General features: G+C 61.4%; 17 protein-coding genes. 8 read left to right on the forward strand and 9 right to left on the reverse strand.

The features are described from left to right. Nucleotides 1–21 precede the first annotated feature (21 nt). Nucleotides 22–1950 (forward strand): transglycosylase SLT domain-containing protein, encoded by a 1929-nt coding sequence (locus tag MHH62_RS08320; protein ID WP_014717506.1) that lies wholly within the window; start codon nucleotides 22–24, stop codon nucleotides 1948–1950. 65 nt (nucleotides 1951–2015) lie between these two features. On the opposite strand, the gene MHH62_RS08325 is transcribed toward MHH62_RS08320, so the two are convergent. Next, the gene (locus MHH62_RS08325; protein ID WP_339233032.1) at nucleotides 2016–3821 is read right to left on the reverse strand and encodes an ABC transporter ATP-binding protein/permease; all 1806 of its coding nucleotides are present in this window, start codon (nucleotides 3819–3821) and stop codon (nucleotides 2016–2018) included. A 243-nt stretch (nucleotides 3822–4064) separates the two neighbouring features. Here MHH62_RS08325 and MHH62_RS08330 point away from each other — a divergent pair, with 243 nt between their 5' ends. Then, a complete protein-coding gene (locus MHH62_RS08330; protein WP_014717504.1) occupies nucleotides 4065–4238 on the forward strand; it encodes a PA1571 family protein in 174 nt (57 codons plus the stop codon). A gap of 102 nt (nucleotides 4239–4340) precedes the next feature. Here the strand turns inward: MHH62_RS08330 and pdxB are convergent, their stop codons facing one another. Next, nucleotides 4341–5483: a 4-phosphoerythronate dehydrogenase PdxB gene (gene pdxB / locus MHH62_RS08335; RefSeq protein ID WP_339232819.1), complete on the reverse strand. Its 1143-nt coding sequence runs from the start codon at nucleotides 5481–5483 to the stop codon at nucleotides 4341–4343. 251 nt (nucleotides 5484–5734) lie between these two features. Between pdxB and MHH62_RS08340 the strand changes: the two genes are divergently transcribed. Beyond that, entirely contained in the window at nucleotides 5735–7129 is a 1395-nt protein-coding gene (locus tag MHH62_RS08340) for an MATE family efflux transporter (RefSeq protein ID WP_014717502.1), read from the forward strand. On the opposite strand, the gene tusA is transcribed toward MHH62_RS08340, so the two are convergent. Further along, nucleotides 7126–7371, reverse strand: a complete 246-nt coding sequence (tusA, locus tag MHH62_RS08345) for a sulfurtransferase TusA (RefSeq protein ID WP_014717501.1) — start codon at nucleotides 7369–7371, stop codon at nucleotides 7126–7128. The two genes, MHH62_RS08340 and tusA, sit on opposite strands and share 4 nt — an antisense overlap. Nucleotides 7372–7500: 129 nt before the next feature. Further along, entirely contained in the window at nucleotides 7501–8577 is a 1077-nt protein-coding gene (gene rlmM, locus MHH62_RS08350) for a 23S rRNA (cytidine(2498)-2'-O)-methyltransferase RlmM (protein ID WP_014717500.1), read from the reverse strand. Between the two features lie 196 nt (nucleotides 8578–8773). Here rlmM and acnA point away from each other — a divergent pair, with 196 nt between their 5' ends. Continuing rightward, the gene (gene acnA / locus MHH62_RS08355; RefSeq protein WP_014717499.1) at nucleotides 8774–11515 is read left to right on the forward strand and encodes an aconitate hydratase AcnA; all 2742 of its coding nucleotides are present in this window, start codon (nucleotides 8774–8776) and stop codon (nucleotides 11513–11515) included. A gap of 177 nt (nucleotides 11516–11692) precedes the next feature. Here acnA and MHH62_RS08360 read toward each other — a convergent pair whose 3' ends face one another. Both MHH62_RS08360 and cysK read right to left on the reverse strand, forming a co-directional pair. After that, nucleotides 11693–12631: an aspartyl/asparaginyl beta-hydroxylase domain-containing protein gene (locus MHH62_RS08360; protein WP_005786126.1), complete on the reverse strand. Its 939-nt coding sequence runs from the start codon at nucleotides 12629–12631 to the stop codon at nucleotides 11693–11695. 240 nt (nucleotides 12632–12871) lie between these two features. Next, the gene (gene cysK, locus MHH62_RS08365; protein ID WP_339232820.1) at nucleotides 12872–13846 is read right to left on the reverse strand and encodes a cysteine synthase A; all 975 of its coding nucleotides are present in this window, start codon (nucleotides 13844–13846) and stop codon (nucleotides 12872–12874) included. A gap of 125 nt (nucleotides 13847–13971) precedes the next feature. On the opposite strand from cysK, the gene MHH62_RS08370 reads away from it, so the two are divergent. The 3 genes from MHH62_RS08370 (at nucleotide 13972) to MHH62_RS08380 (ending at nucleotide 17264) form a co-directional block, all read left to right on the forward strand. Beyond that, nucleotides 13972–15048 carry a DUF748 domain-containing protein gene (locus MHH62_RS08370; RefSeq protein WP_014717497.1) on the forward strand — a complete coding sequence of 359 codons (1077 nt, stop codon included), beginning with the start codon at nucleotides 13972–13974 and terminating at the stop codon, nucleotides 15046–15048. A 192-nt stretch (nucleotides 15049–15240) separates the two neighbouring features. After that, nucleotides 15241–16086, forward strand: coding sequence for a MoxR family ATPase (locus tag MHH62_RS08375; RefSeq protein ID WP_003189627.1), 846 nt, complete (start codon nucleotides 15241–15243; stop codon nucleotides 16084–16086). Further along, nucleotides 16086–17264, forward strand: coding sequence for a VWA domain-containing protein (locus tag MHH62_RS08380; RefSeq protein ID WP_003189625.1), 1179 nt, complete (start codon nucleotides 16086–16088; stop codon nucleotides 17262–17264). The genes MHH62_RS08375 and MHH62_RS08380 overlap by 1 nt, the downstream gene beginning before the upstream one ends. Nucleotides 17265–17372: 108 nt before the next feature. Here the strand turns inward: MHH62_RS08380 and MHH62_RS08385 are convergent, their stop codons facing one another. From MHH62_RS08385 to MHH62_RS08395, 3 genes are read right to left on the reverse strand one after another with little or no spacing between them, the layout of a single operon-like run. Beyond that, complete coding sequence (locus MHH62_RS08385) at nucleotides 17373–18287, reverse strand: biotin-dependent carboxyltransferase family protein (RefSeq protein ID WP_103451603.1); 915 nt, start codon at nucleotides 18285–18287, stop codon at nucleotides 17373–17375. Continuing rightward, nucleotides 18284–18988 (reverse strand): 5-oxoprolinase subunit PxpB, encoded by a 705-nt coding sequence (gene pxpB / locus MHH62_RS08390; protein ID WP_014717494.1) that lies wholly within the window; start codon nucleotides 18986–18988, stop codon nucleotides 18284–18286. The genes MHH62_RS08385 and pxpB overlap by 4 nt, the downstream gene beginning before the upstream one ends. Further along, on the reverse strand, nucleotides 18985–19725 hold the full coding sequence (locus MHH62_RS08395) for a 5-oxoprolinase subunit PxpA (RefSeq protein WP_014717493.1): 741 nt from the start codon (nucleotides 19723–19725) through the stop codon (nucleotides 18985–18987). The genes pxpB and MHH62_RS08395 overlap by 4 nt, the downstream gene beginning before the upstream one ends. A 175-nt stretch (nucleotides 19726–19900) precedes the next feature. Between MHH62_RS08395 and MHH62_RS08400 the strand changes: the two genes are divergently transcribed. Further along, nucleotides 19901–20821, forward strand: a complete 921-nt coding sequence (locus MHH62_RS08400) for a LysR family transcriptional regulator (protein ID WP_003189619.1) — start codon at nucleotides 19901–19903, stop codon at nucleotides 20819–20821. The last annotated feature ends 112 nt before the right edge of the window (nucleotides 20822–20933 follow it).

Below are 20933 nucleotides of genomic sequence, written 5' to 3' on the forward strand. Positions count from 1 at the left end.
ATTTCTCTGCACGGACGTCTCATGCGCAGTCGCCTTTTCAACTTTTTATCTTGTCTGCTTCTTTCCGCCACTGCCGTTCAATCCGCCCAGGCGGTGGACCTCACCACTCAACGCCAGTATTACGATCAAGCCAAACGTGCCTTGGCCAAGGGCGACAGCGGCCCCTATATGCAATACAGCCAGGCCCTGGCCGATTACCCGCTCACGCCCTACCTGGCCTACGACGAACTGACCGCGCGCCTGAAAACCGCAAGTAACGAGGAAATCGAACAATTCCTCGCCAAACACGGCGACTTGCCCCAGGCCAACTGGATGAAACTGCGTTGGCTGCGCTGGCTGGCCGAACGCGGCGATTGGCAGACTTTTGAAAAGTACTACGACACCAAGCTCAATTTCGTCGAGCTGGATTGCCTGCATGGCCAGTACCAGCTCAGCCACAATCTCAAGGCTGAAGGCTACAAGACCGCCGAAAAATTGTGGATGACCGGCAAATCCCAGCCCGCCGCGTGTGACGCCACGTTTGGCCAGTGGGCCGCTGCCGGCCAGCTCACCGAGCAGAAGATCTGGGAGCGCACCAAGCTCGCCGCCGAAGCGCGTAACTACGCGCTGGCCAATAGCCTGGTGAAAACCCTACCCACCCTCGGCGCCCAAGGTCGCTTGATGGTGGATGTGGCGCAAAAGCCCGACATGCTCAGCGACCCGTCACGCTTCCAGCCGGCCACCGAGGCCATGTCTGACGCCGTGGGCCTGGGCCTGCGTCGCCTGGCGCGCCAGGATCCGGACAAAGCCATGTCGCTGCTCGACGGTTACGCCAGCAGCATGCACTTCTCCCGTGACGAAAAAGTCTCGATTGCCCGCGAGATCGGCTTGACCCTGGCCAAGCGCTTCGACCCGCGCGCGCTGGAGGTCATGACCAAGTACGACCCCGAGTTACGCGACAATACGGTTTCCGAGTGGCGCCTGCGCCTGCTGTTGCGCCTGGCGCGCTGGGAAGACGCCTACCAGTTGACCCGCAAACTCCCACAAGACCTGGCCACCACCAACCGTTGGCGCTACTGGCAGGCGCGCAGCCTGGAGCTGGCCGAGCCGAAAAACCCGCAGGCTTTGGTGCTGTACAAAAACGTGGCCAAGGAGCGGGACTTCTACGGTTTCCTCGCTGCTGACCGCTCCAAAGCCCCTTACCAGTTGAACAACAAGCCGCTGGTGATGAGCCAGGCGCTGGTCAACAAGGTGCGCAATACCCCTGGGGTGCGGCGTGCCCTGGAGTTCTACGCCCGTGGCCAGATCGTCGACGGTCGCCGCGAGTGGTACCACGTCAGCCGTCATTTCAACCGTGACGAGATGGTCGCCCAGGCCAAACTGGCCTACGACATGAAGTGGTACTTTCCGGCCATCCGCACCATCAGCCAGGCGCAGTACTGGGACGACCTGGACATCCGCTTCCCGATGGCCCACCGCGACACCCTGGTGCGCGAAGCCAAGGTACGTGGCCTGCACTCCAGCTGGATCTTTGCCATCACCCGTCAGGAAAGCGCGTTCATGGACGATGCCCGCTCCGGCGTCGGCGCCAGCGGCCTGATGCAACTGATGCCCGGCACCGCCAAGGAAACTGCACGCAAGTTCAGCATCCCCCTGGCCTCCCCGGCCCAGGTGCTGGACCCGGATAAAAACATCCAGCTCGGCGCTGCTTACCTGAGCCAGGTTCACAGCCAGTTCAACGGCAACCGCGTGCTCGCCTCCGCTGCCTACAACGCCGGCCCCGGCCGCGTGCGCCAATGGCTGCGCGGCGCAGACCACCTGAGTTTCGACGTGTGGGTGGAAAGCATCCCCTTCGACGAAACCCGCCAGTATGTGCAGAACGTGCTGTCTTATTCGGTGATCTACGGGCAGAAGCTCAACTCACCGCAGCCGTTGGTGGATTGGCATGAGCGGTACTTCGACGACCAATAAGGCTCTGAACCTGCTTCTAATGTGGGAGGGGGCTTGCCCCCGATTGCAGGCTGTCAGTCACACGTCTATTGCTGATCCGCCGCTATCGGGGGCAAGCCCCCTCCCACAGGGTCCGCACTGAACTGCAACGCCGCCAACCGCGCATACAGCGGATTGCTCGCAATCAACTGCTGATGCGTGCCCACCGCCACCAGCTTGCCCTGGTCCATCACCGCAATGCGGTCGGCATTCTTCACCGTGGCCAAACGGTGGGCGATCACCAGCGTGGTGCGCCCCTGCATCAGCTGCGGCAGCGCTTGCTGGATAAGGTGTTCACTCTGGGCGTCGAGGGCGCTGGTGGCTTCGTCCAGCAGCAGGATCGGCGCGTCGACCAGCAAGGCGCGAGCGATGGCCAGGCGTTGGCGCTGGCCGCCGGAGAGGCCCTGGCCACTTTCGCCGAGGTGGGTTTGGTAGCCGTCGGGCATTTGCAGGATGAAGTCGTGGGCGTGGGCAATACGCGCGGCGGCTTCCACCTGGGCGGTGGTGGCGGACGGGTTGCCGTAGCGGATGTTGTCCTCGACGCTGCCGAAGAACAACGCCGGGCTCTGGGACACCAGGGCGAAATGGCGCCGCAGGTCCAGGGGGTCTAGCTCGGTCAGCGGCTGGCCTTCGAGCAGGATTCGGCCTTGCTGGGGGTCGTAGAAGCGCAGCAGCAGATCGAAAATCGTCGACTTGCCCGCACCGGACGGCCCTACCAAGGCCAGGGTTTCGCCCGGGTTGATGGTCAGGTTCAAGCCGTCGATGGCATAGCTGTCCGGTCGCGAAGGATAGGAAAAGCGTAGGTCCTGCAGTTCCATGCGGCCACTGACCCGTTCCGGCAAACGTACGCCGCCAGTGGCCGGCGCCTGGATCTCGTTGCCTGACTGCAACAGCTCACCGATACGCTCGGCTGCCCCGGCGGCACGCTGCAACTCGCCAAGCACTTCGCTCAGGGTGCCGACGGCGCTGCCGACAATCAGGCTGTAGAACACGAACGCCGCCAGCTCACCGCCGGAAATGCGCCCGCTGATCACGTCCATGCCGCCCACCCAAAGCATCACGCCTACCGCGCCGAGCACCAGCATGATCACCAGGGTGATCAGCCAGGAGCGCTGCAAGATGCGTTTACGTGCCGTGACAAAGGCGTCCTCGACGGTGACGGCAAAGCGTTGTTCGTCCTGCACCTGATGGTTATAGGCCTGCACGGTCTTGATCTGGCCCAACGTCTCGGCGACATAGCTGCCGACGTCCGCGATACGGTCCTGGCTCAAACGCGACAGGCTGCGCACCCTGCGCCCAAAGATCAGAATCGGCGCCAGCACCAGAGGCAACGCCACCACCACGATGCTGGTGAGCTTGGGGTTAGTAATAAACAGCAACACGATGCCGCCGATCACCATCAGGGCGTTGCGCAGAAACAGCGACAGTGATGAGCCGATCACCGATTGCAGTAAGGTGGTGTCGGTGGTCAGCCGCGACTGGATTTCCGAGCTGCGGTTGTTCTCGTAGAAGCCGGGGTGCAGGTAGATCAGGTGGTTGAACACCTGCCGGCGAATATCGGCTACCACCCGCTCGCCAATCCACGACACCAGGTAAAACCGCGTGAAGGTGCCCACGGCCAGGCCGAGCACCAGCAGCATGAACAGGCCGATTGACTGGTTGAGCAGGTGTGGCGACTGGGTCATGAAGCCCTGGTCCACCAACAGGCGTATGCCCTGCCCCATGGACAAGGCGATGCCAGCGGTGACGATCAGCGCCAGCAGTGCGCCAAGCGCCTGCCAACGGTAGGGCGCAATAAAGCGGCTGGCCAGGCGAATCGCACGGCGTTGACGGATGGAGAACATGGAAGGCATCACCCAATGAGGAGTCTGTACCTCAACATTGGGGGAACTTGCGCAAATAACAATGAGTCAGGTTAATTATGCCCGCCGATGCAGGCCGCTAGAGGCTATCGGTCTAAGCCTGATCTGGAAATATGTACCGGTTTCTGGTGGACTGGGTGTTCAAACCGATGAGCGTGTAAGGAGTTGTAACAGCGCGTTCATGCGGGGGAATTAAAATTAAAGTAGGTACACAACCTGATGAGGAGACAGGCCATGACCTTGCAAAATAGCAGCGACGCCAAGATTGAAGTGATCCGCCAGCCGCAGCAGCTGCCTTGCTCGTACATCGATGCCAAGGGCCGGGAAGTGCAGATTACCGAAGAAATGATCCAGCAAGCCTGCAGCGAGCTGGAACAGCGACTGGTCAAGCCTGCCCAGCAAGGCTGAAGCGCCCACGCTCTTTCAAACCCGGCCCAAGTGGCCGGGTTTTTTATGCCCGCTGTAGAAGCGAGCTTGCTCGCGAAGGCCTCAAGAGCACCGCGATAACCGTTACAGCTGTTCGGCACCCAGAGCAGTCACGATCTGTGACAGCACCGCCGACTCCCCGTTGATGCGCACCTTCAAGCCATCGATCTCGCGACGCTCCGGATAGTGCTTGCGCAGCAGGTCGAAAGCTTGGCGCTGTTCCTGCACAGTGCCCACCAGGCTGCGACGGAAATCCGCGTCGTCACGGCGTGGGTCGTACACACTGCGGCACAAGGTCGCCAGCGCCCAGGCCGGGTCAGTCTCAGGATGCAGGTGCATCTCGGCCAGCCAGGGGGCCGGCAGCAAATCACTCAAGTGAATACTCGGTTCCTGGCCCAGGTGCGCGCACAGCGCCTGGTAAATCTGCGCGGTGCCGCGCTGCTTGCCATCGAGGCTGTAGCCGGCAATATGCGGCGTGGCCAGCACGCACAGGTCAGCCAGGTCGACGTCCACCTCGGGCTCGCCTTCCCACACGTCCAGCACCGCTTGCAGGTCTTCGCGCGCCAGCAACACCTCGCGCAGCGCGGCGTTATCCACCACCGCACCCCGGCTGGCGTTGATCAGCCAGGTGCCCGGCTTGAGCTGTGCCAGGCGCTGGCGATCAAACTGGTGCCAGGTCGAACCGTTGCCGGACTTGATCAGCGGCGTATGCAAGCTGATCACGTCACATTGCTCGATGACCTGCTGCAGACTGACGTAATCACCGTCTTCGGTAATCTGGCGCGGCGGATCGCACACCAACACATTCCAGCCCAGGCCCTTGAGCACCTTGACCAAGCGCCCGCCGACTTCGCCGGCACCGACGATGCCATAGGTACGCTGTTTGAGGTCAGCGCCTTCGATTTCAGCCAGGGTCTGCAAGCTGCCAAGCACGTAGTCCACCACCCCACGCGCATTGCAGCCGGGCGCGCTGGACCACTGGATACCCGCTTGCTTGAAGTAGTCGAGGTCCAGGTGGTCGGTGCCGATGGTGCAGGTGCCAACAAAGCGCACGTTACTGCCCTCAAGCAGGGCACGGTTGACGTTGGTCACCGAGCGCACCAGTAGCACGTCGGCCTGCCCGACCGTAGCGCGGTCGATGGAACGGCCAGGCACGCGGCGAATCTCGCCAAACCCTTCGAAGAATGCATCGAGCAGCGGGATATTTTCGTCGGCAACAATCAGCATGGCAGGCTCCTTTGGCGGATTGGCAGTGTACAGAAGATCCTGTGTAGGAGCTGGCTTGCCTGCGATGGCATCGACCCGGTTTGCCTGATGTACCGAGGTGCCTGCATCGCAGGCAAGCCAGCTCCCACAGGGTTCAGCGCTGGCCTGGGCGCATTGCTTACAAATCCCTAACACAGGTTTTTTCCTGACCGCTGCGTCAACGCGTAGAATCCGCCGTCCTTGCGACTGCCTTTTTTATTGGACACCTGTACGTGAACACTGCCACCGCTACCCTCTCCCGCCCCGCCCGCATCAGCCGGGAAGTGCGCGGCCTGCTGACGCTGGCCTTGCCGATCATGATTGGCCAACTGGCAACCACCGCAATGAGCTTCGTCGATGCGGTGATGGCCGGGCGCGTGAGCCCGCAGGACCTGGCGGCGGTGGGCCTGGGTAATTCGATCTGGATCCCGGTGTACCTGTTGATGACCGGTACTCTGCTGGCCACCACGCCGAAAGTCGCCCAGCGCTACGGTGCGGGCCAGTTCAGCGAGATCGGGCCCTTGGTGCGTCAGTCATTGTGGCTGGCCGTCGTGGTTGGCATCGCAGGGGCGCTGTTGTTGCTATGCGCCGAGCCGATCCTGCATGCGATGAAGGTCGAACCCGACTTGATCGAGCCGTCCATGGGCTACCTGCACGGCATCGCCGCCGGTATGCCGGCGGTGGCGTTGTACTACGTGTTTCGCTGTTTCAGTGACGGCCTGGGCCGCACACGGCCGAGCATGGTCATGGGCTTGTGCGGGTTGGCGCTGAATATTCCGCTGAACTACATCTTCATCTACGGCCACCTGGGCGTACCGGCCATGGGCGGCGTGGGTTGTGGCTGGGCTACCGCGATTGCAATGTGGGTGATGATGATCGGCCTGGCCATCTGGACGCGCTGGGGCGCGGCCTATCAAAGCAGCGAATTGTTCAAGCGCTTCGACTGGCCGCAGTGGGCGGTGATCAAGCGCGTGTTGGGCATTGGCCTGCCGATAGGCGTGGCGATCTTTGCCGAATCGAGTATTTTTGCGGTGATCGCCTTGTTGATCGGCAGCCTGGGCGCCACGGTGGTCTCCGGCCACCAGATCGCGCTGAACGTCAGCTCCCTGGTGTTCATGATCCCTTACTCCCTGAGCATGGCCGTCACCGTGCGCGTCGGCCAGGCGCTGGGGCGCGGCGAACCTCGGGAAGCACGCTTCGCCGCCGGCGTCGGCATGGGCACCGCACTGGCGTATGCCTGCTTTTCCTGCAGCTTGATGCTGTTGTTTCGCGAGCAGATTGCAGCGATCTATACGCCCGACCCGGTGGTGATCCACCTGGCGTCGATGCTGATCGTGTTCTCGGCGCTGTTCCAGTTCTCTGACTCGATCCAGGTCACCGCCGCCGGCGCATTGCGCGGCTACCAGGACACCCGGGTGACCATGGTGCTGACCTTGTTCGCCTATTGGGGCGTTGGCCTGCCGGTAGGTTACGCCCTGGGCCTGACCAACTGGCTCGGCGAGCCCAGCGGCCCGAGCGGTTTATGGCAAGGGCTGATCGTGGGCTTGAGCTGTGCGGCGGGGATGTTGGTGGTGCGCCTGGCGCGCAGTGCACGCCGACGCATTCGGGCCGAAAAGGCGCAGGCTTAATCGGCTTTCTTGCGGATCCAGTACAGGTAGGTGCCAGCATCTTCCTGCTGATCCACCAGTTCATGGTCGAGAAACACGCAGAACTTGGGGATATCGCGACGGGTCGACGGGTCGGTCGCGATCACCTTGAGCAGGCCGCCCGCCGGCAGGTCGCGGATGTGCTGGTGCAGCATCATCACGGGTTCCGGGCAGTTGAGGCCGGTGGCGTCGAGGGTGCCATCAACCGGCAGTTCAAGACTCATACTTCACTCCTAAAACTGGCACCGCTCAACAATGTGGGAGCGGGCTTGCCCGCGATGACGGGGGCACATTCAACATAAATTTCGACTGTTATACCGCTTTCGCAGGCAAGCCAGTTCCCACATTTAATATCAGCGGCCTTTGGATTTCTTTACGTCTACCAGGCGGCGCAGGTGACATGTCACTTCTTCGCGATCGTGGTAGAGCTGCTTGCAGCCGATCTCCACACGAATGCCACGCGCCTTGAAGCCCTCTTCGATGCGCTCCAGCAAACGCTTCACTTCGGCGTAACGCTGTTTCATCGGCAACTTCAGGTTCACCACCGCCTCGCGGCAATGCCCTTCGCCAATCCACGTTTCCAAGAGTGCCGCGTTGCGAGCGGGCTTCTCAACGATGTCGCAGACCATCCAGTCTACCGGCTGCTTGGGCACGAAGGTGAAGCCGTCGGCCATCAGATGCTGCACCAGGCCGGTGTCCATCAGGCTTTCGGCCATGGGGCCGTTGTCGATGGCAGTCACCAGCATGCCACGGTTGACCAGTTGCCAGGTCCAGCCGCCCGGTGCGGCGCCGAGGTCGACGCCGGTCATGTCGCCGTGCAGGCGCTCGTCCCACTGGTCACGGGGGATAAAGTGGTGCCAGGCTTCCTCCAGCTTGAGGGTCGAACGGCTGGGCGCGTCACGCGGGAACTTGAGGCGCGGGATGCCCATGGGCCACATCGCCGAGTTATTCGACTCGGCCAGGCCCATGAACACTTCACGGCCACTCTTGAAGGTCAGCAGCAGGCGAGGCTTGCTCGGGTCGTCCACCAGCTTGCCGGCGTTAAGCAGAGCTTTGCGCAGGTGCACTTCGAACTTCTTGCAGAAGTTTGAGAGTTCCTTGCCGTCGTTGGTGTCGACCATCTCCAGCCACAGGCTGCCGCACACGGGGAATTCGCGCAGGTGGGCGAGGATCACGCTGATGCGGTCGGTTTCCGGCAGGTCGATAAACACCCCGCGCGCCCACTGCCGGGGGAAGATCAGCTCGGCAAAGCGTTGGCCGTGCATCAGGCGCTGGGCGCCGTCTTCTTCGGTGCAGACAAATTCGGCGCAGGCGCTGCCGGTCTTGGCCTTGGCGTAGCCGGACACGTTCAGGCGCGCGGCGTGCTCCGCGATCTCGGAACAGACTTCGCCTTCAAAACCCGGGCGGCAGTGCATAAAAAGGGTGTTCATTGAATCTCCTGGTGAATCAACTGGCCTTGCGCTATCGCAATACCTGTCATGAAAACGCGCGCATGATAGCCGAGTTCGGAACCTTGGACTCAGCGATAGAGTCCAGTTATTAGCCTGCTAATGAAAACAGCGCTAACGTGATAGCTCTGTTCGTCCCGTCAGGTCCGTAGCCGTGCGGACCATAAGGAGTCATGTAATGTCATCCCTTGATAGCCTGAGAACCCTTAAGACACTGCAAATAGACAGTAAAACCTACCACTACTTCAGCCTGCCCGAAGCCGCCAAGAGCCTGGGTGACCTGGACAAGCTGCCGATGTCCCTCAAGGTGCTGCTGGAAAACCTGCTGCGCTGGGAAGACGCCAAGACCGTCACCGGCACCGACCTCAAGGCCATCGCCGCCTGGCTCAAAGAGCGCCAGTCTGACCGCGAGATCCAGTACCGCCCCGCTCGCGTGCTGATGCAGGACTTTACCGGGGTACCCGCGGTGGTCGACCTGGCCGCCATGCGCGCCGCCGTGGCCAAGGCCGGGGGCGACCCGCAGCGCATCAACCCGCTGTCACCGGTGGACCTGGTGATTGACCACTCGGTGATGGTCGACAAGTTCGGCAGCACCAGCGCCTTTGAGCAGAACGTTGACATCGAAATGCAGCGCAACGGCGAACGCTACGCCTTCCTGCGCTGGGGCCAGAGCGCCTTTGACAACTTCAGCGTCGTGCCACCTGGCACCGGCATCTGTCACCAGGTAAACCTGGAATACCTGGGCCGCACCGTGTGGACCAAGGACGAAGACGGCCGCACTTACGCCTTCCCCGATACCCTGGTAGGCACCGACTCCCACACCACCATGATCAACGGCCTCGGCGTACTCGGCTGGGGCGTGGGCGGCATCGAAGCCGAAGCGGCGATGCTTGGCCAGCCGGTGTCGATGCTGATCCCGGAAGTCATCGGCTTCAAGCTCACCGGCAAGCTCAAGGAAGGCATCACCGCCACCGACCTGGTGCTGACCGTGACGCAAATGCTGCGCAAAAAAGGCGTGGTGGGCAAGTTCGTCGAGTTCTACGGCGACGGGCTGGCCGATTTGCCCCTGGCCGACCGCGCGACCATCGCCAACATGGCACCGGAATATGGCGCGACCTGTGGCTTTTTCCCGGTGGATGAGGTGACCCTGGACTACCTGCGCCTGTCCGGCCGCCCGGCTGAGACGGTCAAGCTGGTGGAAGCCTATACCAAGGCCCAGGGCCTGTGGCGCAACGCAGGCCAGGAGCCGGTCTTCACCGACACCCTGGCCCTGGACATGGGCACTGTCGAGGCCAGCCTTGCCGGGCCTAAACGCCCCCAGGACCGAGTCGCCCTGCCGAATGTAGGCCAAGCGTTCAGTGATTTTCTCGACCTGCAATTCAAGCCCACCAGCAAAGAAGAAGGCCGCCTCGAAAGCGAGGGCGGAGGCGGCGTTGCCGTGGGCAATGCCGATCTGGTCGGCGAGGCGGATTATGAATACGAAGGCAACACCTATCGCCTGAAAAACGGCGCGGTGGTGATCGCCGCGATTACCTCCTGCACCAACACCTCCAACCCCAGCGTGATGATGGCGGCCGGGCTGGTGGCGAAAAAAGCCGTGGAAAAAGGCCTGACCCGCAAGCCCTGGGTGAAAAGCTCCCTGGCGCCAGGCTCCAAAGTGGTCACCGACTACTACAAGGCTGCGGGCCTCACCCAGTACCTGGACAAGCTTGGCTTCGACCTGGTGGGCTACGGCTGCACCACCTGTATCGGCAACTCCGGGCCCCTGCCCGAGCCGATCGAAAAAGCCATTCAGAAGGCCGACCTCACCGTGGCCTCAGTGCTGTCCGGCAACCGTAACTTCGAAGGCCGTGTGCACCCACTGGTGAAAACCAACTGGCTGGCTTCGCCGCCCCTGGTCGTCGCCTACGCGTTGGCCGGCACCGTGCGCATCGACATCAGCAGCGAACCGCTGGGCAATGACCAGCAGGGTAATCCGGTGTACCTCAAGGACATCTGGCCCAGCAGCCAGGAAATCGCCGAAGCGGTGGCCCAAGTCAGCACCAGCATGTTCCACAAGGAATATGCCGAAGTGTTTGCCGGCGACGAGCAATGGCAAGCCATTGAAGTGCCGCAGGCAGCCACCTACGTGTGGCAGCAAGATTCCACTTACATCCAGCACCCGCCGTTCTTCGACGACATTGCCGGCCCGCTGCCGGTGATCGAGGACGTCAAGGGCGCCAACGTGCTGGCCCTGCTGGGGGATTCGGTGACCACCGATCACATCTCCCCAGCCGGCAATATCAAGGCCGACAGCCCGGCCGGGCGCTACCTGCGCGAACAGGGCGTGGAGCCGCGTGACTTCAACTCCTACGGCTCACGCCGGGGCAACCATGAAGTGATGATGCGCGGCACCTTCGCCAATATCCGTATCCGCAATGAAATGCTCGGCGGCGAAGAAGGCGGTAACACGCTGTATATCCCCACGGGCGAGAAAATGGCGATCTACGATGCCGCCATGAAGTACCAGGCCTCGGGCACACCGCTGGTGGTGATCGCCGGCCAGGAATACGGTACCGGCTCCAGCCGCGACTGGGCGGCCAAGGGCACTAACCTGCTAGGGGTCAAGGCGGTGATCGCCGAGAGTTTCGAGCGTATCCACCGCTCCAACCTGGTAGGCATGGGCGTGTTGCCGTTGCAGTTCAAGCTGGATCAGAACCGCAAGACACTCAAGCTCACCGGCAAGGAGAAGATCGATATCCTCGGACTGACCGACGCCGAGATCGAGCCGCGGATGAACCTGACGTTGGTGATCACGCGGGAGGATGGCAGCAGCGAGAAGGTTGAGGTGCTGTGCCGGATTGATACCTTGAATGAAGTGGAGTATTTCAAGGCGGGCGGGATTCTGCACTACGTGCTGCGCCAGTTGATCGCCTCTTAAGAGCAACGCAGATCAAAGGTGGGAGCTGGCTTGCCTGCGAAAGCGGTGGGTCAGCCAACCTTTTTATAGCTGATACTCCGCCATCGCAGGCAAGCCAGCTCCCACAGTTTTGATCACATTCCAGGCATGAAAAAGGCGCTGTATCTTTCGATACAGCGCCTTTTTATGGTGTGCGGTTTAGCCGAACAGCCACTTCCAGAGCAGTACCAGCACCACCACCGCCAGCACCGGCCGCGCAATGCGGTAGGCCTTGGGATGCTTGCGCTTCCACTGTTTGACCTGGCCACTGAACTTGTCGCTGAAGGTCTTGCTCCAGGCGTACGCCTGGTTGATGCCGCCCACGCGCTCGTCATCGAGGTTCTGCGGCGCGGTTGCGCGGCCCAGTTGCTTGCTGACCCAGCGGTTGATACGGGTCATCACGCGGTTGCTCAATGGCCGCTCAATGTCGCAGAACAGGATCACCCGGGTCTGTTCGGTTTCGTTTTTCACCCAGTGCACGTAGGTTTCATCGAACATCACGTCTTCACCGTCGCGCCAGGCGTAGACCTGGCCGTCGACGAAGATACGGCAGTCGTCGGAGTTCGGCGTAGACAGCCCCAGGTGATAACGCAGGGAACCGGCGAACGGGTCGCGGTGCGGGTTGAGGTGGCTGCCACCCGGCAACAGCGCGAACATCGCGCCCTTGACGTTAGGGATGCTGCTCACCAGGGCCACAGTCTTGGGGCACAGTGCCTCGGCCGAAGGCAGCGGTTTGTCGTACCACTTGAGGTAGAAACGCTTCCAGCCCTTCTTGAAGAACGAACCGAAGCCGGCGTCGTTGTTCTTTTCGGCAGCGCGGATGTAGCCCTCGTCGAACAGGTGCATGGCCTCTTCGCGGATCACTTCCCAGTTGTCCTTGAGCACATCCAGTTCCGGGAACTTGCTGCGGTCCAGGTAGGGCTTGGACGGCACCGCGGAAAACAGGTACATCAGGGCGTTATACGGGGCGAACAGCGCCGAATGGTTGACGAACTGACGCAACATCGGCAAACGGGCCTTGCCACGCAGGTGCACATACAGCGTGCTGCCGATGAACAGCAGCAACACCGACAGTTTGGCGGCCAAAGAAAAGGTCATGCAGCAACTCCTGGAAATAAGCGCCTGGCCAGCAAATTTCTGTCAATGGGAAACCAGACGTAACAGCCGGCCATGATAAACACTTGAGCCATTATGCAGAAGGCCCAGACCGACCGGGTGACATACATCAACCTTGTGGCGAGGGAGCTTGCTCCCGGAGTGCGAAGCGCTCCCAGAATAATGGGACCGCTTCGCAGCCCAGCGGGAGCAAGCTCCCTCGCCACAGGGTTGCTCTTAAGATCAGGCCTGGTTTTCCTGCTCGGTAAACAAATCGCTGAACAACATGCTCGACAGGTAGCGCTCACCGGAGTCCGGCAAGATCACCACGATAGTCTTGCCCTGCATTTCCGGCTTCTCGGCCAGGCGCACGGCCACCGCCATGGCGGCGCCACAGGAGATCCCGCACAGAATGCCCTCTTCCAGCATCAAGCGCCGGGCCATGGCCTTGGACTCCTCGTCGGTCGCCAGCTCCACGCGGTCGACCATCGACAGGTCGAGGTTTTTCGGCACAAAACCGGCGCCGATCCCCTGGATCTTGTGCGGGCTGGGCTTGATCTCTTCACCCGCCAAGGCCTGGGTGATCACCGGCGAAACCAGGGGTTCCACAGCCACCGACAGGATCGGCTTGCCCGCGGTGTTCTTGATATAGCGCGATACCCCGGTGATGGTGCCGCCGGTTCCCACGCCCGCCACCAGCACGTCCACGGCGCCATCGGTGTCGTTCCAGATTTCCGGGCCGGTGGTTTTCTCGTGGATCGCAGGGTTTGCCGGGTTATCGAACTGGGCCGGCATAAAGTAGGTGGCCGGGTCGCTGGCGACGATCTCGGCGGCCTTATCGATGGCGCCCTTCATGCCCTTGGCCGGCTCGGTCAGCACCAGTTCGGCGCCCAGAGCCTTGAGCACTTTACGGCGTTCAAGGCTCATGGACGACGGCATGGTCAGCAGCAACTTGTAGCCACGGGCAGCGGCGACAAATGCCAGGCCGATACCGGTGTTGCCCGAAGTCGGCTCGACTATGGTCATGCCCGGCTTGAGTTTGCCGCTGCTTTCCGCATCCCAGACCATGCTGGCGCCAATGCGGCACTTCACCGAATAGCCGGGGTTACGCCCTTCGATCTTGGCCAGGATCGTCACGCCCCGCGGTGCGATGCGGTTGATCTGAACCAGAGGCGTGTTGCCGATGGAGTGCGCGTTGTCTGCGAAGATGCGGCTCATGGCGATTCCTGTTGTCGAGACTTTGGAAGGCCCCAAGGGTATGCCTCGTGCTCCCAAGCGTCCAGAAGGAGGAACGTTGCGACGATCAGAACAGTCAATCTCCTACAAGCTAGGAGAACTGCCCAATGAAACGTCGCTACAGTTGGCCGTTAGGGACAATCGCCGCTCTGGTGCTGGTCCTGATTGCCGTGCACATCGCGCTGCCCTACCTGGTGCGCAACTACCTGAACGACAAACTCGCCAACATGGGCGACTACCGTGGCGAGATTGCCGATGTGGACCTGGCGCTATGGCGCGGCGCCTATCGGATCAACGGCCTGCAAATCGTCAAGGTGGACGGCAAGGTCCCGGTACCTTTCGTCAAGGCGCCGCTGATCGAGTTCGCCGTGAGCTGGCATTCGCTGTGGTACGACCATGCCGTCGTGGCCGAGGGGCATTTTGTGCGTCCGCAGATCAACTTCGTCGATGGCGGTGCCAACAAACAGGCGTCCCAGACCGGTAAAGGCACCGACTGGCAGGAACAACTGCGCAAGCTGCTGCCGATTACCCTCAATGAAGTACGCATCGAAGACGGCGAGATCGCCTTCCATAACTTCAGCTCCAAGCCTCAGGTGAATATCAACGCCACCGGGGTCAACGCCAGCTTCTATAACCTGACCAATGTGGTGGATGTCAAAGGCAAGCGTGATGCACGCTTTGAAGGCAAGGCACTGCTGCAAGGCCAGGCGCCCCTGGAAGCCAACGCCACCTTTGACCCGCTGAGCGATTTCGAAGAGTTCGAGTTCCGCTTCCGCGCCCGCGACCTGCAACTCAAACGCATGAACGACTTTGCATCGGCCTATGGCAAGTTCGACTTCAAGGCAGGCACGGGTGATGTGGTGATCGAAGCCCAGGCTGAAAATGGCCGGCTCACCGGCTACATCAAGCCACTGCTGCGTGATGTGGAGGTGTTCGACTGGCAACAAGACGTTGAAAACCAGGACAAGAATATCTTCCGCTCAATCTGGGAAGCCGTGGTGGGCGCCAGCGAAACCGTGCTGAAAAACCAGCGTAAAAACCAGTTCGCCACCCGTGTGGAGCTGAGCGGTAGCGTGCATCAGCAAAATGTCAGTGCGTTTTCTGCGGTGATCGCGATTCTGCGCAATGGGTTCATCCAGGCGTTCAATGCTCGTTACGAACAGCCCAAGCCCAGCGCTGATTAACCCTGTGGGAGCTGATCAGCCAACTCATCTGTCACTGATACACCGCCATCGCAGGCAAGCCAGCCCCCACACTTCCTGCATGGGCCAGGGCTGATGTGACCCGCCATTCAGAGACTGAATGCCCCGTCTGCGTTCACAGTCGCCGGGGCTGAGGGGTATAGTCGGGCCATTGATGAATCCGAGGAATGACCGATGAAGTTCGAAGGCACCCAGGCCTATGTGGCTACCGATGACCTGAAACTGGCCGTCAACGCCGCCATCACCCTGGAGCGGCCGCTGCTGGTCAAGGGCGAACCGGGCACCGGCAAGACCATGCTTGCCGAGCAACTGGCCGAATCCTTCGGTGCCAGGTTGATCACCTGGCACATCAAGTCCACCACCAAGGCGCACCAGGGCCTGTACGAGTACGACGCGGTCAGCCGCCTTCGCGACTCGCAACTGGGCGTGGACAAGGTGCACGACGTGCGCAACTACCTGAAGAAGGGCAAGCTGTGGGAAGCCTTCGAGTCCGAAGAGCGGGTGATCCTGCTGATCGATGAAATCGACAAGGCCGACATCGAGTTCCCCAACGACCTGCTGCAAGAACTCGACAAGATGGAGTTCTACGTCTACGAAATCGACGAGACCATCAAGGCCAAGAAGCGCCCGATCATCATCATTACCTCCAACAACGAAAAAGAGCTGCCGGACGCGTTCCTGCGCCGCTGCTTCTTCCACTACATCGCCTTCCCCGACCGCACCACCCTGCAAAAAATCGTGGATGTGCACTACCCGGACATCAAGAAAGACCTGGTCAGCGAAGCGCTGGACGTGTTCTTCGATGTGCGCAAGGTGCCGGGCCTGAAGAAAAAACCTTCCACCTCCGAGCTGGTCGACTGGCTCAAGCTGCTGATGGCCGACAATATTGGCGAAGCGGTGCTGCGCGAGCGCGACCCGACCAAGGCCATCCCTCCCCTGGCCGGCGCCTTGGTGAAGAACGAGCAAGACGTGCAGTTGCTGGAGCGTCTGGCGTTCATGAGCCGTCGCGGTAATCGCTGATGCTGCTCAACCTGTTCAATGAGATGCGTGCCGCCAAGGTGCCGGTGTCGGTGCGCGAGCTGCTCGACCTGATCAACGCGCTGAAACAGCGCGTGACCTTCGCCGACATGGACGAGTTTTATTATTTGGCCCGGGCGATCCTGGTCAAGGACGAGCGGCATTTCGACAAGTTCGACCGGGCCTTCGGCGCTTATTTCAACGGCCTGGAAAAGCTCGACGACCACCTGCAGGCGCTGATCCCCGAAGAATGGCTACGCAAGGAATTCGAACGTTCCTTGAGCGATGAGGAACGTGCGCAGATCCAGTCCCTCGGTGGCCTGGACAAACTGATCGAAGAGTTCAAGAAGCGCCTGGAAGAACAGAAAGAACGCCATGCCGGCGGCAACAAATGGATCGGCACCGGCGGCACCAGCCCCTTTGGTTCTGGCGGCTACAACCCAGAAGGCATTCGCGTCGGTGACGCCGGCAAGCGCCAGGGCAAGGCGGTGAAAGTCTGGGACCAGCGCGAGTACAAGAACCTCGACGACCAGGTGGAACTGGGCACGCGCAACATCAAGATCGCCCTGCGCCGCCTGCGCAAGTTTGCGCGCCAGGGTGCGGCCGAAGAGCTGGATATCGATGGCACCATCGACCACACCGCTCGCGATGCCGGCTTGCTGAATATTCAGATGCGCCCCGAACGGCGTAACACCATCAAGCTGTTGCTGCTGTTCGACATCGGCGGTTCGATGGATGCCCACGTGAAGATCTGCGAAGAGCTGTTCTCCGCGTGCAAGACCGAGTTCAAGCACCTGGAGTACTTCTATTTCCATAACTTTGTGTACGAGTCGGTGTGGAAGAACAACCAGCGTCGCACTTCGGAGCGCACGTCCACCCAGGATCTGCTGCACAAATACGGCGCCGACTACAAAGTGATCTTTATCGGCGATGCGGCCATGGCGCCCTATGAAATCACTCAGGCCGGCGGCAGCGTCGAGCATTGGAACGAGGAGCCGGGGTATGTGTGGATGCAGCGCTTCATGGCCAAGTACAAGAAGCTGATCTGGATTAACCCCTACCCGAAAGACACTTGGGGCTATACAGCGTCGACGGGGATTGTTCGCGAGTTGGTGGAGGATCAGATGTACCCGCTGACGCTGCGCGGGTTGGAAGAAGGTATGCGCTTTCTCTCGAAATAGGCGGTGTTTTGACCGGCCTCATCGCAGGCAAGCCAGCTCCCACATGTTGACTGCATTTCAACGTTGGAATGCATTCCTCTGTGGGAGCTGGCTTGCCTGCGATGCTTTTTAGCGATCGGCAAACTGCTGCAAAAACTTGATGTGCTGCCGATGCGCAGCCTCCTGCACCACCGGTGCCAACCGCACCTTCTCCTCCGGCAGACACTGCGCCAGCCGCGCCAAGGATAAAGGTGTCAACGCGCCCAACCGCGGGTAACCGCCGATCGTCTGCCGGTCATTGAGCAACACAATCGGTTGCCCATCCGGGGGCACCTGAATCGCGCCCAATGGAATCCCTTCGGAAATCAACGACGGCCCCTGATACTGCAACGGCGTGCCGAGCAAGCGCATGCCCATGCGGTCTGCACGGCTGTCCAGAGCCCATTCGGTGTTGAAAGCATCGAACAGGCTCTGCCCGCTGAACTGGCCTATCTGCGCGCCGATGATCACGTCCAGTGATGCAGCGGATTGCACATCCGGGTTGGCCAGCACCTTCATTGCACCGCCCGTACCGGAATACGCCAAACGCCCGCCTTCGGCCAGTGCCTTGCCGCAACCGTCCACCCCGCCCAACGCTTCGCGCACGACCGTGGCACAACTGCCCAGTACAGCCTGCGCATCAAAGCCACCGGGCGCGGCCAGATAAGCGCGTGCCCCAGTGAACGGCTGGGTGAAGCGCAGTCGCTGGCCCTTTTGCAGGATAAAACTGCGACCGGGGCTTATCGCACGCTCATCGACATAGGCGCCCAGGTCCGCACCGGCCAAGGCCAGCAGGCAATAATCCTCGGCCTGCACGGTAAAGCCCCCCAGGGTGATCTCCACCACCGGCGCATCCAGGGCATTGTCCAACAGCCAGTTGGCCCAGGACATCGACACCCAATCCAGCGCGCCACCCTGGGTCACGCCCAGGTGGCGTACGCCAAAACGACCGGCGTCCTGCAACAGGCACAGCGGCGTGCTGGCCTCGATGATCAAGCGGCTCATGCCTGCGCCTCCAGCGGCGTGTCGTCGCCACCCAAGTGGATGAATTCGGCGTGGCTGACCGAGGCGAAGCGCACCGTGTCGCCGGGTTGCATCAGGCTGTAGCCGTCGCGCTCCCGGTCGAACAGTTTGGCCGGGGTGCGGCCGATCAGGTTCCAGCCGCCCGGGGACACCACCGGGTACGCAGCGGTTTGCCGTTCGGCGATGCCGACGCTGCCGGCAGCCACGCGTTTGCGCGGCGTGTTCAGGCGCGGCGTGGCAAGTAGCTCGTCCACCAGCCCCATAAAGGCAAACCCTGGGGCAAAACCGAGGGCGAACACTTGGTACTCGTGGGCGCTGTGGCGGCGGATCACCTCCTCCACGGCCAGCCCGCTGCGCTGGGACAGCAAGTTCAGTTCCGGGCCGACACTCAGGTCGTACCACACGGGCAGCACATGGCACTGGCCACTGCCCTGCGCCTGGGGTTGCAGATCGGTGAGGGCCTGGTCGATCAGCGCCCGGGCCTGGGCCGGGGTCAGCGCCGTGAGATCGTAATGCACCATCAAGGTGGTGTAGGACGGTACCAGGTCCACCAAGGCCGGGCCAAAACCGTGGCGCAGGCGCTCGGTAGCCGCGAGCATCCACGGCATGTTGGCTTCGGCGATCACGTCAAACAGACGCACCATCAGGCAGTCGATCGCCACCACTTCGATGCGTGGGTTCATGCTGTTTTCAACGCTTCGCGGATACGCTGCACGGCAGCCACCGAGCTGGCGTTGTCGCCATGCACACACAGGGTATTGGCTTGTAGCACCAATGGGCTGCCGTCGCTGGCAATCAGCGATTCGCCACGGAAAAGGGTCAGGGCCTGCTGCACGATGGTGTCGGCGTCGTGATGCACCGCGCCGGGCAGTTGGCGAGACACCAGATGGCCGTTACTGTCATAGGCACGGTCAGCGAAGGCTTCGAACCACAGGGTCACCCCGTATTCGTCGCCCAAGGCTTGGGCCGCGCGGTTGTCGCGGGTGGCCAGCAGCATCAGCGGCAGGTCGCCGTAAGCGGCCACGGCCTGGATCACCGCCCGCAACTGCGCGGGGTTGGCCATCATGTCGTTGTACATCGCGCCGTGGGGTTTCACATAGCTGACGCGCCCGCCCTGGGCGCGGCAGATGCCGTCCAGCGCACCGATCTGGTAGTGCAACAGGTCCTGGATTTCCTGCGGCGTGTAGTTCATGGAGCGCCGGCCGAAGCCTTGCAGGTCCTGGTAGGCCGGATGAGCGCCCACTTGCACGCCGTGCTTGAACGCCAGGCTGACGGTCTTGCGCATGATGCTCGGGTCGCCGGCATGGAAACCGCAAGCCACGTTGGCGCAATCAATGAACGGCATGACTTCGGCGTCCAGACCCATGGTCCAGTTGCCAAAGCTTTCGCCGATGTCGCAGTTCAGTAGCAGGCGGCTCACGGGGGTCGCTCCTGTAGGCTTTGTTTTCTTGTAGTGTGGGATTTTTTACGCAGAACGCGCAACTTGTCCTGACACCCCAACGACGCTTATCGTGGAATAGCTCGATTTTTGGCGCTTGCCCGGTGCGACGTCCAACTAATAAAAACCGATCCATGCATAAGAAAAAGTTGATCCCATGAATTTGAAGTTCCTCGAAACCTTCGTCTGGGTGGCCAAGCTCAAGAGCTTCCGGCTCACGGCCGAGAAGCTGTTCACCACCCAGGCCTCGATCTCCAGCCGCATCGCGGTGCTGGAAAGCGAGCTGGGGGTGAAACTTTTCCTGCGTGATTCGCGTGGCGTGAGCCTGACCCCGGAAGGTTTGAAAGTGCTCGACTATGCCGAGCAGATGATGGTGACCATGCAGGGCTTGAAGCAGTCCCTGGAGACCACCAGCAGCAAGGTTGGGCGCATTCGGATCGGCGCAATGGACACGGTGATCCACACCTGGCTAAGCCCGCTGGTTGCTGAGCTGATGAAGCTGTACCCACTGGTGGAAATCGAGCTGGTCGCCGACACTGCGCTGAACCTCAGCGATCAACTGCAAAAAGGTTTCCTCGACCTGATCCTGCAAACCGACCTGCTGCGCCTGGAAACCGTGCGCAGCCTGGAACTGGCCAGCCACCCCATGGCCTGGATCGTGGCCAGCCAGTCGATTTACAACCGTGACTACGCCTCCCTCGCCGAGCTGGCCCAGGAGCGCATCATCACTTACTCGAAAAACTCCCACCCGCATCAGGACGTATTGAGTTTGATGCAGGCCAATGGCGTGGCCGCACCGCGCATGAACTGCGTGAACTCGGTGTCGGCGATTACCCGGTTGCTGCGCGATGGCTTCGGCATCGGCGCACTGCCGCCGGTGCTGGTGAGCGAAGAACTGGAGCGAGGGGAATTGGTCATGCTGCCCATGGCCCAGCGTCTGCCGAACTTGCAGGTGGTGGTGTCGTGGCGTGTGGGGGTGGAGTTGGTGGAGGAGATTGTGGGGTTGTGCCAGAAAGTCGTTGCCCGCTATGCCGAGCAAGTCGGTGCAGAACGCATGCAACTGAATAAACCCGACTGATCGTTCCCACGCTCTGCGTGGGAATGCAGCACAGGGCGCTCTGCGCCCTCACGCGCGACGCGGAGCGTCAGAAAAAGCATTCCCACGCGGAGCGTGGGAACGATCAGTGGGT

The sequence above is a fragment of the Pseudomonas sp. FSL L8-0168 genome (genome assembly GCF_037976155.1).
Classification (GTDB): Bacteria; Pseudomonadota; Gammaproteobacteria; order Pseudomonadales; family Pseudomonadaceae; genus Aquipseudomonas; species Aquipseudomonas paracarnis.

Bases quoted from the DNA above. Each gene is read 5' to 3' on its own strand.
- MHH62_RS08375 (WP_003189627.1), top strand. From the start codon at position 15,241: ATGAAGTTCGAAGGCACCCAGGCCTATGTGGCTACCGATGACCTGAAA.
- MHH62_RS08360 (WP_005786126.1), bottom strand. From the start codon at position 12,631: ATGACCTTTTCTTTGGCCGCCAAACTGTCGGTGTTGCTGCTGTTCATC.
- MHH62_RS08330 (WP_014717504.1), top strand. From the start codon at position 4,065: ATGACCTTGCAAAATAGCAGCGACGCCAAGATTGAAGTGATCCGCCAG.
- rlmM (WP_014717500.1), bottom strand. From the start codon at position 8,577: ATGAACACCCTTTTTATGCACTGCCGCCCGGGTTTTGAAGGCGAAGTC.
- MHH62_RS08320 (WP_014717506.1), top strand. From the start codon at position 22: ATGCGCAGTCGCCTTTTCAACTTTTTATCTTGTCTGCTTCTTTCCGCC.
- acnA (WP_014717499.1), top strand. From the start codon at position 8,774: ATGTCATCCCTTGATAGCCTGAGAACCCTTAAGACACTGCAAATAGAC.
- cysK (WP_339232820.1), bottom strand. From the start codon at position 13,846: ATGAGCCGCATCTTCGCAGACAACGCGCACTCCATCGGCAACACGCCT.
- MHH62_RS08385 (WP_103451603.1), bottom strand. From the start codon at position 18,287: ATGAGCCGCTTGATCATCGAGGCCAGCACGCCGCTGTGCCTGTTGCAG.
- pxpB (WP_014717494.1), bottom strand. From the start codon at position 18,988: ATGAACCCACGCATCGAAGTGGTGGCGATCGACTGCCTGATGGTGCGT.
- MHH62_RS08380 (WP_003189625.1), top strand. From the start codon at position 16,086: ATGCTGCTCAACCTGTTCAATGAGATGCGTGCCGCCAAGGTGCCGGTG.
- MHH62_RS08370 (WP_014717497.1), top strand. From the start codon at position 13,972: ATGAAACGTCGCTACAGTTGGCCGTTAGGGACAATCGCCGCTCTGGTG.
- tusA (WP_014717501.1), bottom strand. From the start codon at position 7,371: ATGAGTCTTGAACTGCCGGTTGATGGCACCCTCGACGCCACCGGCCTC.
- MHH62_RS08400 (WP_003189619.1), top strand. From the start codon at position 19,901: ATGAATTTGAAGTTCCTCGAAACCTTCGTCTGGGTGGCCAAGCTCAAG.
- MHH62_RS08325 (WP_339233032.1), bottom strand. From the start codon at position 3,821: ATGCCTTCCATGTTCTCCATCCGTCAACGCCGTGCGATTCGCCTGGCC.
- pdxB (WP_339232819.1), bottom strand. From the start codon at position 5,483: ATGCTGATTGTTGCCGACGAAAATATCCCGCTGCTCGATGCATTCTTC.